This is a genomic window from Mucilaginibacter sp. SG538B (assembly GCF_013376065.1).
Lineage (GTDB): Bacteria > Bacteroidota > Bacteroidia > Sphingobacteriales > Sphingobacteriaceae > Mucilaginibacter > Mucilaginibacter rubeus.
This window is the reverse complement of record NZ_JABMJI010000004.1, coordinates 222,391-235,190: the sequence shown is the minus strand read 5'-3', so window position 1 is coordinate 235,190 and position 12,800 is coordinate 222,391. Positions and strand designations below refer to the sequence as shown.

14 protein-coding genes are annotated in these 12,800 nt (G+C 43.0%); 7 read left to right on the top strand and 7 right to left on the bottom strand.

Annotated features, from left to right (window positions below):
- Positions 1 to 67: 67 nt before the first annotated feature.
- Both FHW88_RS21910 and FHW88_RS21905 read right to left on the bottom strand, forming a co-directional pair.
- Positions 68 to 862 (bottom strand): hypothetical protein, encoded by a 795-nt coding sequence (locus FHW88_RS21910; protein WP_176627925.1) that lies wholly within the window; start codon positions 860 to 862, stop codon positions 68 to 70.
- 92 nt (positions 863 to 954) lie between these two features.
- Positions 955 to 2,115, bottom strand: coding sequence for an IPT/TIG domain-containing protein (locus tag FHW88_RS21905; RefSeq protein ID WP_176627924.1), 1,161 nt, complete (start codon positions 2,113 to 2,115; stop codon positions 955 to 957).
- A gap of 447 nt (positions 2,116 to 2,562) precedes the next feature.
- Here FHW88_RS21905 and FHW88_RS21900 point away from each other — a divergent pair, with 447 nt between their 5' ends.
- A complete protein-coding gene (locus FHW88_RS21900) occupies positions 2,563 to 3,120 on the top strand; it encodes a hypothetical protein (RefSeq protein ID WP_176627923.1) in 558 nt (185 codons plus the stop codon).
- Positions 3,121 to 3,147: 27 nt separating this feature from the next.
- Positions 3,148 to 3,558 carry a hypothetical protein gene (locus tag FHW88_RS21895; protein WP_176627922.1) on the top strand — a complete coding sequence of 137 codons (411 nt, stop codon included), beginning with the start codon at positions 3,148 to 3,150 and terminating at the stop codon, positions 3,556 to 3,558.
- 274 nt (positions 3,559 to 3,832) lie between these two features.
- Here the strand turns inward: FHW88_RS21895 and FHW88_RS21890 are convergent, their stop codons facing one another.
- On the bottom strand, positions 3,833 to 5,092 hold the full coding sequence (locus tag FHW88_RS21890) for a prephenate dehydrogenase (protein ID WP_091165348.1): 1,260 nt from the start codon (positions 5,090 to 5,092) through the stop codon (positions 3,833 to 3,835).
- 130 nt (positions 5,093 to 5,222) lie between these two features.
- On the opposite strand from FHW88_RS21890, the gene FHW88_RS21885 reads away from it, so the two are divergent.
- Together FHW88_RS21885 and FHW88_RS21880 are read left to right on the top strand one after the other, a co-directional pair.
- The gene (locus FHW88_RS21885) at positions 5,223 to 5,969 is read left to right on the top strand and encodes a hypothetical protein (protein ID WP_176627921.1); all 747 of its coding nucleotides are present in this window, start codon (positions 5,223 to 5,225) and stop codon (positions 5,967 to 5,969) included.
- A gap of 170 nt (positions 5,970 to 6,139) precedes the next feature.
- Complete coding sequence (locus tag FHW88_RS21880) at positions 6,140 to 6,763, top strand: NUDIX hydrolase (RefSeq protein ID WP_176627920.1); 624 nt, start codon at positions 6,140 to 6,142, stop codon at positions 6,761 to 6,763.
- A 69-nt stretch (positions 6,764 to 6,832) separates the two neighbouring features.
- Here the strand turns inward: FHW88_RS21880 and FHW88_RS21875 are convergent, their stop codons facing one another.
- From FHW88_RS21875 to FHW88_RS21860, 4 genes are all read right to left on the bottom strand, one after another.
- The gene (locus tag FHW88_RS21875) at positions 6,833 to 7,516 is read right to left on the bottom strand and encodes a carboxypeptidase-like regulatory domain-containing protein (protein ID WP_090529327.1); all 684 of its coding nucleotides are present in this window, start codon (positions 7,514 to 7,516) and stop codon (positions 6,833 to 6,835) included.
- A gap of 210 nt (positions 7,517 to 7,726) precedes the next feature.
- Positions 7,727 to 8,704: a LiaI-LiaF-like domain-containing protein gene (locus FHW88_RS21870; protein WP_091165337.1), complete on the bottom strand. Its 978-nt coding sequence runs from the start codon at positions 8,702 to 8,704 to the stop codon at positions 7,727 to 7,729.
- A gap of 4 nt (positions 8,705 to 8,708) precedes the next feature.
- Positions 8,709 to 9,308 (bottom strand): PspC domain-containing protein, encoded by a 600-nt coding sequence (locus FHW88_RS21865; protein ID WP_176627919.1) that lies wholly within the window; start codon positions 9,306 to 9,308, stop codon positions 8,709 to 8,711.
- A 33-nt stretch (positions 9,309 to 9,341) separates the two neighbouring features.
- Positions 9,342 to 10,046 (bottom strand): SDR family oxidoreductase, encoded by a 705-nt coding sequence (locus FHW88_RS21860; RefSeq protein WP_176627918.1) that lies wholly within the window; start codon positions 10,044 to 10,046, stop codon positions 9,342 to 9,344.
- Positions 10,047 to 10,213: 167 nt separating this feature from the next.
- Between FHW88_RS21860 and FHW88_RS21855 the strand changes: the two genes are divergently transcribed.
- From FHW88_RS21855 to FHW88_RS21845, 3 genes are all read left to right on the top strand, one after another.
- On the top strand, positions 10,214 to 10,945 hold the full coding sequence (locus FHW88_RS21855; RefSeq protein WP_090529338.1) for an MlaE family ABC transporter permease: 732 nt from the start codon (positions 10,214 to 10,216) through the stop codon (positions 10,943 to 10,945).
- Positions 10,942 to 11,694, top strand: a complete 753-nt coding sequence (locus FHW88_RS21850) for an ABC transporter ATP-binding protein (protein ID WP_090529341.1) — start codon at positions 10,942 to 10,944, stop codon at positions 11,692 to 11,694. The genes FHW88_RS21855 and FHW88_RS21850 overlap by 4 nt, the downstream gene beginning before the upstream one ends.
- Before the next feature lie 182 nt (positions 11,695 to 11,876).
- Positions 11,877 to 12,767 carry a class I SAM-dependent methyltransferase gene (locus FHW88_RS21845; RefSeq protein ID WP_176627917.1) on the top strand — a complete coding sequence of 297 codons (891 nt, stop codon included), beginning with the start codon at positions 11,877 to 11,879 and terminating at the stop codon, positions 12,765 to 12,767.
- The last annotated feature ends 33 nt before the right edge of the window (positions 12,768 to 12,800 follow it).

Genomic DNA, 12,800 nt, shown 5'->3' with positions numbered 1-12,800 from the left:
TTGGCTCGCACATGTGGCAAGCCAATGATATATTTTTTTATACAGTGAGTAAATTTCTACTTCTGTATTATGAAACCATCCACTCACCAGCATACTCAATAAACGCTTTATTTACAAAAGGAAAAACTGTAACGTTTGGAATATGGTTAACTTCCAGCAGGTACCTTTCGCCGTTTTTACCAATAATGTAATCAACGCCCACGGTTTGGAGATTAAAGTGTTTGGCTATAGCCGTGCTATCAAGCAATAGTTCCTGATCTATCTCCATTTCCCATGAACCTTCGTTATGGATTGATTTTAGCCAGGTGTCGCCTGTAAGCCTGATCTGCCAGTTTTTATCACCCACTATCATGATGCGTACGGCTTCGCCATCAATAAATTCTTCAATAACGGATGTTTCTGTACTTGTCCAGTCGCCGTTAAATTTATTTTTATCTTCACCACAATGCCATATACCCCATTTGGCAACAACTTCTGTTTCTGAATTGTATTCCTGCTCGCCGATAACCATTCCGCGTTTGATGTCCGAAAATTTCGATACCGACAAAGCCCTTACCAGGCCGGGGATGCGTTGGCGCAGATCCATCATGCCAAGCGCATTAGGCAGACATGGCCCGTTCCACATGGCCAATAGCGTAATGAAATCGAGATCATCCTTGTAAATACCATGAAATATCACTTTGTTAACGAGCAAATACTTTCCTGGTATAGATGAACTTTCAACATATAGCTGCCCCTCAATAAGTTTCACCTGGGGTACCAGGTCATAATGCACCATCAGGTAGTTAAAATTTAAACTTTGTTTAAGTGCATTTACTTCGGCTTCTTCCAGGCCAATTACCAGGATGCGTATCTTGTCCATAGCATTACTTTTGTTTATTGAATATTTACTGATCGGCCACCATTCTGGCAGAGTCAATTACGGCTATATAAAACCAATCGTTTCACCCCAGCCTAATTAAAGGTAACCTTGCTTATTTTGTGTACCCCGGAGTTCACTATATAAAGATTCCCGGTAGAATCAAAGGCAAGCCCCAAAGGACGATTGGTAGTGGCTGTTCCAAGAGCACCGTTAGCAATGCCATTTGTTGTGTTACCAGAAATAAGGGTTATCACCTGGCCTAATTTATTGAGCATCCTTATCCTGTAGAGATGGTTTTCAAAATCAGCATCGCTAAAAAATATATTACCTTCTGCGTCTGATACCAATGATTGAGGACCGAATATTTGTGCATTTGTTCCCTCGCCATCGGTAAGGCCAAATGCTCCATTACCTATAACAGTACTAACTTCGCCCTCGGGAGTAATTTTACGGATTCGGAAATGATCGGCATCAACTATATAAACATTACCTGTTGGATCGGCAGTTCCTCTGGTCATAACACCAAACCTCGCAGCACTTCCTTTCCCGTCAACATATCCCTGCTCTCCGGTTTTACCACCTGCAATAATTGTAGCAACTCCTGCGGGAGTGACCTTAAACACACAACCGCCACTGCTTAGATAATACAAATTCCCTGCAGCATCAATAGGTAAATCAATTGACTGAGAACCTAATTTTGCAACGGCTCCAGCACCATCTGCTAATCCGGTACTGGTAGCACTACCAGCTAAAACAGATACATTTTTTCCGGGCGATACTTTCAATATCGTGCCTGCAACTGGTATGTATAAATTGCCCTGTACGTCGGCAGCGAAACCGGTGAAATTACTCACAGAGGTATTAGTGTAATATACCTCTTGCGCACCCGGTTTTATTTCATACACGTTAGTACCGTCGGCACCAAACATACGTCCTGTGCCATCAAACTTAATTTGATCAATATTTATAGCTCCAAGAGATGCAAAATCAGTCATTGCTCCTGTTGTAACAGTAAAACCTGTAGCCGACGCCGCCTTTTTTCCGTTACTAAGTAATTCTATTTTACCGGTGACTGCCGTTGCGGGTACCGTTGCTACAATTTGAGTTGCTGTTACCGAATTAATTTTGGCGGCAACACCGTTAAACGTAACCGTGTTGTTAGCTATAGTAGTGTTAAAGTTTGTTCCTGTTATAATTACAACGGTATTGGGTAAGCCTTTTACAGGGGCAAATGCTGTTATAGTAACCGGCATTTCGGGATTAATGGGTGGTTTGGGTTGCGATTTTGAACAGGAGATGAGCAAAATTGAAAAAACGGATATAACAACGAGGTTTAAAATTGCCTTTAGAGGATAAAAATTGTGCATATATAATTTATGATTGGTTTAGGCAACAAATGTAGCTATTTATCGCCGGAAATAAGGACAGTCAGATAGGTGTCGCGCATAATTGAAATTATTAAGACTGACACCATCCTGTCAGTGTTCCACTTTAAAAGCACCAACCAGTAACGCGTTGATTATCAAAATACATCACTGGTTGAAGTTTAGCGATAGTACAAATCGTCCTAAAATAAGTTAAGCTTTCAGCTTAACCGGCCTTGCTGATCTATGTATACGACAACATTGTGAGTATCAATAACTGATCCCGATGGGAGAAGCAACATTAGTTTATTATATATTTGAGAAACAAATAACCTTATGACAATAAAGTTAAGCGACTTCTTCCCTAAGAAATCAGTAGATGAGCCGGCATTGGAACTTGACGACCCAAGATGGTCAACTTTAGAAGGCGGTTACAGAGGAACATTATATGATGCTTCAATAGCCTTGAAGAAACTTGAACTTGCAGACAATAAACAAACTGTTAACCAAATCTATCAAGAACTATGGAACGAGCTGCACCATCAGGGAGACGTTGGTTTAGCCTCATATTATTCAGTTCCTCATTTGGTCAGAATAGCTAAACAGAAACAAATTGTAGATTATAATATACTTGGGCTGGTTTCGGTGATCGAAATACAAAGGCATAAAGACAATCCACTTTTACCTAATAAATTAAAGCCAAATTATAAGAAAGCTATTGAAGATTTGGCAGAGCTTGCAAAACTTGCTATGAACCAAGATTGGGATTTAGATTTAGCAGCAACAGCATTAACAGCAATTGCATTAGCTAAAGGGCAAGTAAAATTAGCAAATGCTATTCTGAACATGGATAGTGAATATACTATAGATGAGTTCCTTGAATCCTATAGTTAGCCATTTGCTGATATATTCCTTGATACAATGAAGAAAAAACTTTGTGGCTTAGAATTTAATATAGAGAATATAGAGCAGATCATTAACATGGGCGGCCCATGGATTTGCTCTGTATACCTCGAAAACCATTTAATTTCAGACCATTGTGTTATCGACAATATTTTAGAACATCCTTCCTTTGAAAGAGTTTATTTCGTTAAATATCACCGTACCTCAAAATGGAAAACAGATAACTTCTTTACTTTGAATTACTTTTCGGTTAATGATAATAAGATCTATCAATCAAAACGAAGATTTGAAATGCTCTATCTTAAAAAAATTTTGAATCAGGAAAGCATCGAGATATTCTATGCATTTCGTGACAAAAACCAAGATAGAAGAGATGTTTTCGCAGTCTCTGAACAACAATTTGATATAATATCAGAATATTTGAAATGACCTTAGCTTTTCTGAAAGCTTACAACCAATGTCAGTGTTCAATTTTTCAAAAACAGGGTGTTCAACATTTTACGAGCCAAAATTACAACTAACTGACTATCAACACCAACCTGTTCAAAACAGCGAATAGATGATTTTACATATTTTTATAAACGACTGATTATCAACAACAATCAGATTACAAAAAACAACAAGTGTTCACACCTTAAAAAATTGAACACCTGTCAGTCAATCCCTAACCTCTAATCTCCAACCTCTAATCACTAATACCAAACTATTCCATCATCAACCTGCGGATCAGCTCCGCGCTCTGGGCTTTGCCCTCTTCAAGCCGGTGGCTAAAGAATGCCTGCGTATCGTTAAAGTGTTTCTTATAACCCTCCATATCCCCATATCCAATAATAGCCGACCATTCCCTCACCGCCGAGTGAAATTCCAGGTCGTCGCCGCGGATGGTTTTATCGTACAGGGCTGTTTCCAGTGATTCTTCCAGCAGCTCTTCGTTCTTAAACAGGTATTCGGCAATACCCAAGCGCAGACGGAAGGGCGGGGTTTGGCAAATGAGGTTATCATAGGGATTAACGCCGAGGTGGTACCAGGCATCAACCATGCTCAGGATACTGAGGTGCGAGTTTGGCTTTTGATGATCGGCATGCTGTGACAGCGAGAACTCCTTCATCACCGTATCATTGAGCATAATAGGCTTGCGGCTTTCGTGAAAAACAAAGTCACGCGCGCGGTAAAGGCGCTGCTTAAACGCATCGGCTTCTTCCTTGATCATCAGCTTAAACAACTCCGACTCCGATTCGGCATAGCGCTTCACCTGCTGGCGGGCATACGGGTTGAGGATAGCAAGCCCGGCATAAACGTGGGCCTTATAGCTGAAGATGCGGAGGGTGGTCAGGATCTTCACATTATCTATCCCCCCAATATATGAAGCGTTTTCCCAGGGGAAAAACCCGGCCGATTTCCAGGCTGTGCCCATGCTCTCAAAACCAACGTGGGTAACGGCCTGGGTATCGGCTACGATGCGGTCGTGCTCGTGGTAGTCGGCAATTTCAACTATATTGCTGCCAATGGCCGTAAACAGGTCGTACATGCGCTGGTAGGCATCGGGTGTTGAGCGGTGCGGGATCAGGATGAGGGTTTGCCCGGCGGGTTCAAACCCCGGGCCGTGCATCCCATGAAAGGTAACTATCTGGGCATCGGCAGGCAGGTGCTTTTCAAAGGTGGCAATCTCCGGGGACTTAACCGAAGTTTGCCCGGCCACTATAGCGCCGTACTTGGTTGAAGGGCCATACTCTGCAACCACACGCTCCATGCTATCGGCCTCAACCGAATAGATGATCAGGTCGTTGATGCGGGCAACATCGCTGCCGTGATCCATTACGGTGATGCCATGGGGCGTAAGCTCTTCTTCAAGCTTTTCACGGTTGGCAGGCAGATCGCAGCCCGAAACGGTGTAACCGGCCTTTGCGAAAGCCTTTGCGTAAAGGCGGCCCATATCACCTAACCCAATAATACCTATATTCATGCCGCTAATATAACTATGAGTAGGTTAATTACGTACGAAAGCTTATTTTAGCCTCAAAAACGCAGGGTGTATATAATAAAAACCGTAAACATCCTGTTTTGTTAATAGCATATACCTAATTTTACATTTGATGAACAAGCATTTACTACTTACGATAACGGTTTTAATAGCGATGATAACGGGCAGTGTTGCGGCAACTTTTGCACAGGACAGCACCAGGAAGAAAACCGCTGCCTTAAAGCCTAATGCTATTCCGCCCATTGTAAGATCGAGCCCGGCAGCGCTTAAAAATCCGGCTGTAACATCGCAACAACCTGCTAAATCTGCTTATACCCTGCCCAAAATCAGTGCTGCTGCCGATTCGGCCCTGCAAAAAGATAAAAGCCTTAATGGCCAGTACAAATACCTGCTCAGCAAACTATACCACTATCAGCAGCCGCTGGTTGCCGCCCTGTGGAAAAACATGAAGGATACCCTGAACACCGAGCGCCGCCAGCTTAAAGAGGCCCGGGCCAAACTTGCCGAACAGGGTAAAAATGTTGAAAGCCTTAAATCTGACGCAAGCAATAAGGAACAAGCCCTCAACGAATCAAACGCCAAACGCGACGAGATCAGCCTGCTGGGAATTCCCTTCACCAAAGCAACATACAACCTGGTAATGTGGGGCTTGGTTATTGTTTTTGGTGTAGTTGCCGTTATAGTGATAGCCCGCTCAGGTGCACATAGCCGCGAGGCTAAATACCGCATCAAACTTTACGAAGAGCTTGATGAGGAATACAAAGCCTTCAAGGCCAAAGCCAACGAAAAAGAAAAGAAACTTGCCCGCGAGCTTCAAACCGAACGCAATAAGCTTGACGAGCTGTTAGGCAGAGGATAATCTCTTTGATTTCGGAATTGGGATTTTCGATTTCGGATTTTCTATCGGCAACTGAACATTTATTGATTTTATTTGTCATCTTGAGCGATAGCGAAAGATCTTCTTCACTTGCATAACTGCTATACAGGACGAAGAAGATGCTTCACCATGCCAAAATATTAACACCTACTATGCCCAACACCAACCTGCTTTCCCTTATAACCCAACTACGTTCCATTGCCGATACAGGTCTGCTATACGCCAAAAACGAATACGATATTGAACGTTACCAGGAACTGCAACACCTGAGCACTAAAATGTTTGATGAGGTAAGCGGCTATGGTGCAGAGACCATCAATATGCTATTTCCCCAGGCAACGGATTACCCTACTGCCAAAGTTGACTTGCGTGGCATCCTGCTTTCGCCGGATAATAAGATCCTGCTGGCTAAAGAGAGCGGGGATGGAAAATGGTCGTTACCCGGTGGATGGGGCGATATAGGCTATACACCTAAGGAAACCATAGTAAAAGAGTTTTGGGAGGAAACCGGTTTCCAGGTTACCGCCGACAGGCTGCTGGCCGTATTTGATAAAAAAATGCACCCGCACCCGCCACAGCCTTTTTATGTGTATAAAATGATTTTCTACTGTAAAGCCATAACCACAGAAATTAATAAAGGCTTTGATGTGCTGGATGTTCAGTATTTTGACATCAACAATCTGCCCCCACTATCGGAAGACCGGATCCTGAAAAGCCAAATCGAACTGCTCTATCAAAAGATCATTACTAACGATATCAGCGTTTGGGCAGATTGATTAATGCTAACTGCGCCAACTCATATCTAACCCAAACTGCTACTGCAACTGTCGCTGCTACTAAAAAAACTACTCTTTCAAATCGGGCAGCGTACGTTTATCAGCCGGCAGTGCCAGATACTTCTTGTACGAATCATTGATATAAACCGCCAGCGACGGACCACTGTTACTTTTGATGAACGCGTATGACGGCCTGTAAAGCGTCATGAAATTTTCAAGCTCCCGGCCACGCAACGGAATAATGCTTTGCACGTAGTTCATGGTAAACACTTCGTCTACATGGCGCTCTTCTTCTTCGTGCTTAAAGTATTTTTTTAAACGACGGGCGTCTTTTGCTTCCTTGCTAAACCATGAGGTTGGGGACAGGGGATAAATTTTACTCCGGGTGTATACCTCGGGATATTCTTTATGAGCATCAAAAGTTTCGCGTTTGGCGTTGATGTTAACCTGCTTTAAAGCTATGGTTTGAGCAACCAATTCTATTTTTTTGTTGGTAAAATCGGTAACATATAAGGTATCCGATACATAACCCGGAGAACTGAAAATAAGCGTATGCCCTGTTTCGGTACGGATACTGAAATTACCTTTGCTGTCGGTAATGGTCATCTGCCGGTTTTGGTTATCGCGCACAAAAACATCCCCCATTTTATTGTTTTTACCAAACTCAAAAACAGTGCCTTTTACAACGGTTTGGGCATTTACGGTGCAGGCTAAAAACAGTAATGCGAATAATACAAGGTATCGGTATTTCATAGTAGATTATTTGTGCTGTAAATTAAACTTATTTTTTGTACCAAAGGTTTTCAATTTAACACTTTTTAACCCCACCCTTGTCTTAAATGACAAAACCCTGAACCAGCATTACCATATGGTGCAAAAAAAACGCTCCATCAAATTGATGGAGCGGATGGCAAGTCATTATTGTTGTATTATGTCCCGGTATCGTTTTACTCAGGATTTAGGTTAATATCGGTTAACTTTAAAATCAGAGATCCCACCACTCATATGGATCAGGATCCTGTTTTTTGCGGCATCAAAGCCATCGGTTTCGTAGTCGTTATCACTCTTTTTACTAAAGCCCTCAAACTCGTTTGATGAGAGGCCGGTATTGGAGGTGATACGGCATGCAGCGCCCTTTGGTACCCTTATAGTAACCTCCGACGCGCCGGTTGAAACCTCTATATTAGTATTGGCAAGAGGGGCTCCAAGCTTAACATCAAACGAGGCTGCACCGCCCTTTAAAGATAAGCTTTTTATTTTAAATTTTGAAAGATCAAAATTTAAATCTGTTGCACCTGTAGTTACGTCAATATCCCAAACCGGATTGGTGTTTAATTTGATGTCGGCCTTATTGTTTTTGCGGTCGTCGGAGTCAAAATGAAAACCTTTATTATTTTTCAAATTAAGGTTAAGCACATATACCGAATCATCCTTACTATGGTTAAAGGTATACTTACCGTAAAGTTCCTGCGTTTGGGCATTGAACAAATCGGCAGTGCTGTCGCTTAAATTATATATGGTACCGCCGCCGCTGATGTTAAGGCGGGCATGTTTAATATCCGCAGTATACTCCTGTTTAAAAGTTTTATCGCCGCCTATTTTAACCACACCCTGATCGGTGTTGGTAGTATCGCTGTCATCGTCATTGTTATAATCATCGCTGTGGAAGGTCCATGCATTTGGCCAAAAATGGTAGCGTTTGCCAAAGTTGCCAAATACCAGCAATGCAAAGCAGCCTACTACAACCGCCAGCTTGAGAATAGTAGCTAATGGCGACCGGTTGCCTGCAAATACCAGGCTGATACCCCCCATTATTAAAAATATAGGCCATAGATACAGGAGGTTCATCCAGTCGAAATTTATTACGTGGAAGTTATCCAGCAGGAATACCACTCCCAACAATACCAGGATCGCGCCCGGAACAAGTTTATCGCTTCTCATAATATTATATAGTTGGAGGTGTATCTTTTGTTTCAGTTTCTTCTTTTGCAGGTTCGGCTTCCGGAGCGTCTGTTACCTCGTTAGCATGCCAGTTTTGTTTTTCCCATGGCTGTTTTTTTACTCCTGAAATTATCAGGGCAATACCGGCGCCTACCAGCATTACGGGCCAAAGGCTTTCAAAATCCCAGTCGGGCATCAGGTCAAGCTCGTTAAGCAGAAATATCGACCCTAAAAAGATCATCGCCACGCCAAATATTAACCCAACTGTTGAAGCCTGCTTTTTAGGAGGATTTACAAATGGCGGAGGATTAAAAGGCCGGCCGGCAAATTTCGGGTCGTAAAATGGTCCTGATTGTGGAGCACCTGTAAACGGGTTATCCTGCGGAGGTACCCTGTAATCAACGCCGGGGGTAAAGTCAAAGCCTTTCTTGGGCAATACTATCCATAGTACTATATATATAGGTAAGCTAAAGCCTTTTAAAATAAGGGTTACCAAAAATATCGCCCTGATAACTGCCACGTCCGTGCCAAAGTGCTCGGCAAGGCCCGCGCAAACACCGCCTATTACCTTTCGGTGTTCATCGCGATGAAGTTTCTTTTCCATAATTTATGTTCGTTTATGTTTTAAGTTGATTTATCATAACTGGCCCGGCGCAGGTTTGATGATGATTTCGTCGACATTGGCGCCGGGGCTCATCCTGTAAATATTGATGATTGCCGATGCTATGTCTTCGGGCAGCACCATGGTATTTGGGTCAACCACCGCGCCTTTCCATGAATCCGTTAACGTTGATCCCGGAATTACGGCCGTAACTTTTACACCATGCTCCTGCATCTCGAGCCTCATTACTCTTGTTAGACCTAACAACGCATACTTTGTTACACTGTAACTACCCGCTTGTGGCACCGGGTTTATAGCGGCTACCGAACATATATTAAAAAAGTGGCCTTTATGCGCCTTTGCCATGGTTTTACCAAAATAACGGTACAACTCATAGGCCGGCATCAGGTTGGTATTCATCTGTACCTGAAGGGTATCCTCGTTATCATCCAATATACTTGCGGGGATGAACGTGCCCAGGTTATTTACTACAACATCAATAAAACCAAATTCTGCTTCTGCTGCAGCTGCAAATTTCAGCAGTTCGGCTTTATTACTGCCATCGGCCTTCATAGCAAAAACCTTTACCCCGGCATCAAATTGTTCAAGCTCATCTTTAAAATTCAATAATTCCTGCTCGTTCCGCGAACAAATTGCCACGTTTAATCCTTCATTAGCAAAAGCAATTGCAATTGAGCGGCCCATGCCTTTAGTTGAACCGGTGATGAGTACGTTTTTCATATTGTTTAAATTAATTTTTATAGTTAGTGAAGCTTTATGCCCGCAATTTACGTAAGCAGAGTAATTGAAACGCTTATAAAATTGAATTTAAATGACTGGTTTTAACACCTGACCATTTAGGCTTAAAGGTAAAAAGCGTATTTTTAACCGATTTTTTATGCATCTACATGTTTCATAGCTTAGGAAAATATATACTCTTACTGCGTTTAAGTTTCAGGAAACCCGAAAAATTCAGTGTATACTGGGCCGAGATCATGCGTGAGATGGTTTCGGTGGGTATTGGCTCTTTAGGCATTGTTGCTATTATTTCGCTTTTTATTGGCGCGGTAGCTACCATCCAAACGGCTTTCCAGCTTATCAGCGATTTTATCCCCAAAACAGTGGTAGGAGGTATTACCCGCGATTCAACTATCCTGGAGTTTAGCCCAACCATATCGGCACTGGTATTGGCCGGCCGTGTAGGCTCGGCCATGGCATCGCAAATTGGCACAATGCGCGTTACCGAACAGATAGATGCCCTGGAAATTATGGGTGTAAACGCCCCTGGTTATTTGATATCGCCTAAAATCATTTCCGGTGTTACCATGATCCCCTTACTGGTTATTGTTTCTGTAGGTTTAGGATTAACCGGCGGCTATATTGCCTGCTGGGCATCAAATGATGTATCAACCAATGATTATTTGAGAGGCCTGACCGACGGATTTAACCCGGTTATTGTCACTGTTTGCGCCGTTAAAGCGATATCATTCGGCTTCGTAATTACCTCCATATGTTCATACCAGGGCTTTTATGTTAACGGCGGATCACTTGAGGTTGGCCAATCTGCAACACGCGGAGTGGTGTGGAGCTGTATCATGATCCTGTTTTGTGACCTTATCATTTCACGCCTGTTACTATGATCGAAATACAAGACGTATATAAAAGCTTCGGCGAAAACGAAGTACTGAAGGGCATCACTGCAATTTTCCATCCCGGAAAAAACAACCTGATCATCGGTGGGTCTGGTTCTGGTAAAACCACTTTGCTTAAATGCATTGTTGGGCTGCATGAACCTACTAAGGGCGATGTGATTTTTGATGGCGAGAATTTTACCAATATGAATTTTGAGCAACGCGTGCCTATCCGTACTCAAATAGGGATGCTTTTTCAGAACTCGGCCCTTTTTGACTCCATGACGGTTGAGCAAAACATTATGTTTCCGCTTAACCTGTTCACCGATCAATCAAAAAGCGAAAAACTTGACCGCGCCAACTTTTGTCTCGAAAGGGTTAACCTTGCCGGCAAAAACAAATTATATCCATCCGAACTATCAGGAGGTATGAAAAAACGTGTGGGTATCGCCCGCGCCATTTCCATGCAACCTAAATATTTGTTTGTTGACGAACCGAACTCGGGCCTTGATCCGGTAACATCTATCCTGATAGATGAACTGATTGCCGAACTTACAGCAGAGTACAGCATTACTACCGTAGTGGTAACCCACGATATGAACTCGGTAATGGGGATTGGCGATCACATCATTTTCCTTCACCAGGGTAAAAAATGGTGGGAAGGATCGAATAAGGAGATAGCCAAAACCGACAACAAAGAGCTCAACGAATTTGTATTTGCCAGTCCGTTTATGCGGGCAGCGAAGGCTACGCTATAGCGAGTCAGAAGTGGGAGGTCCGAAAGTCCGAAAGAAAGCATTTTTGTGTGAAAATTGAGAGATCGAAAGTCCGTAGGAAAAACCTTAGATTTGCGCAATTAAATTAATTAACGCAAGATTTCCGGCAATAGACTTCTCTATCTTTCGGACATCCGACTTACGGACTTTCGGACTTCAAAAAAATGATCCAATTACTTACCCCAACGCACTGGAAAGATTACGAACTGATTGATTGCGGCGACTTTGAAAAGCTGGAACGTTTTGGGAATATCATACTCATCCGTCCCGAACCGCAGGCGGTTTGGAACAAAACCCTGCCCGCTTCAGAGTGGCAGCGTCTACACCATATCAAGTTTAAAGGCCGTTCGGCAACATCAGGCGAGTGGTTGAAAAAAGATCCTAAAACTCCCGACCGCTGGCATATCGAATATAAAAACAAGGAAGCCGCCATTAAATTCAGGCTGGGCCTTACCTCGTTTAAACATGTGGGCATCTTCCCGGAACAGGCCGTAAACTGGGATTACATTAGCCAAAACGTTAAACGCTTCAAAACGCCAGATCCTAAAGTACTTAACCTGTTTGCCTATACCGGCGGTGCTTCATTAATTGCGCGCGCCGCAGGTGCCGATACCACTCACGTTGACTCCATTAAACAAGTAGTTACCTGGGCCAATGAAAACCAGGAAATTTCAGGACTTAAAGATATACGCTGGGTTGTTGAGGATGCTCTGAAGTTTGTTAAACGCGAATTGAAACGCAGTAAAAAATACAATGGCATCATTCTCGATCCGCCAGCTTACGGCAATGGGCCAAACGGCGAAAAATGGAAACTGGAAGATAATATCACCGAAATGATGCGTGATGTAACCCAACTGCTCGACCCTGAAGAGCATTTCCTGATCCTGAACACTTACTCTCTTGGATTTTCATCTGTAATAGTTGAAAACCTCATTAAAAGCTCGTTCCCGCAGGTGCAAAACCTCGAAATTGGTGAGCTTTACCTGCAGGCAACAGCCGGGCCGAAACTACCTTTGGGGGTTTTTGGAAAGTTTCATAAAATTAAAAGTAATTAATTTCCAATATCTATCTTTGGCGGCGACCAAACC

Bases quoted from the DNA above. Each gene is read 5' to 3' on its own strand.
- FHW88_RS21910 (WP_176627925.1), bottom strand. From the start codon at position 862: ATGGACAAGATACGCATCCTGGTAATTGGCCTGGAAGAAGCCGAAGTA.
- FHW88_RS21905 (WP_176627924.1), bottom strand. From the start codon at position 2,115: ATGCCGGTTACTATAACAGCATTTGCCCCTGTAAAAGGCTTACCCAAT.
- FHW88_RS21900 (WP_176627923.1), top strand. From the start codon at position 2,563: ATGACAATAAAGTTAAGCGACTTCTTCCCTAAGAAATCAGTAGATGAG.
- FHW88_RS21895 (WP_176627922.1), top strand. From the start codon at position 3,148: ATGAAGAAAAAACTTTGTGGCTTAGAATTTAATATAGAGAATATAGAG.
- FHW88_RS21890 (WP_091165348.1), bottom strand. From the start codon at position 5,092: ATGAATATAGGTATTATTGGGTTAGGTGATATGGGCCGCCTTTACGCA.
- FHW88_RS21885 (WP_176627921.1), top strand. From the start codon at position 5,223: ATGAACAAGCATTTACTACTTACGATAACGGTTTTAATAGCGATGATA.
- FHW88_RS21880 (WP_176627920.1), top strand. From the start codon at position 6,140: ATGCCCAACACCAACCTGCTTTCCCTTATAACCCAACTACGTTCCATT.
- FHW88_RS21875 (WP_090529327.1), bottom strand. From the start codon at position 7,516: ATGAAATACCGATACCTTGTATTATTCGCATTACTGTTTTTAGCCTGC.
- FHW88_RS21870 (WP_091165337.1), bottom strand. From the start codon at position 8,704: ATGAGAAGCGATAAACTTGTTCCGGGCGCGATCCTGGTATTGTTGGGA.
- FHW88_RS21865 (WP_176627919.1), bottom strand. From the start codon at position 9,308: ATGGAAAAGAAACTTCATCGCGATGAACACCGAAAGGTAATAGGCGGT.
- FHW88_RS21860 (WP_176627918.1), bottom strand. From the start codon at position 10,046: ATGAAAAACGTACTCATCACCGGTTCAACTAAAGGCATGGGCCGCTCA.
- FHW88_RS21855 (WP_090529338.1), top strand. From the start codon at position 10,214: ATGTTTCATAGCTTAGGAAAATATATACTCTTACTGCGTTTAAGTTTC.
- FHW88_RS21850 (WP_090529341.1), top strand. From the start codon at position 10,942: ATGATCGAAATACAAGACGTATATAAAAGCTTCGGCGAAAACGAAGTA.
- FHW88_RS21845 (WP_176627917.1), top strand. From the start codon at position 11,877: ATGATCCAATTACTTACCCCAACGCACTGGAAAGATTACGAACTGATT.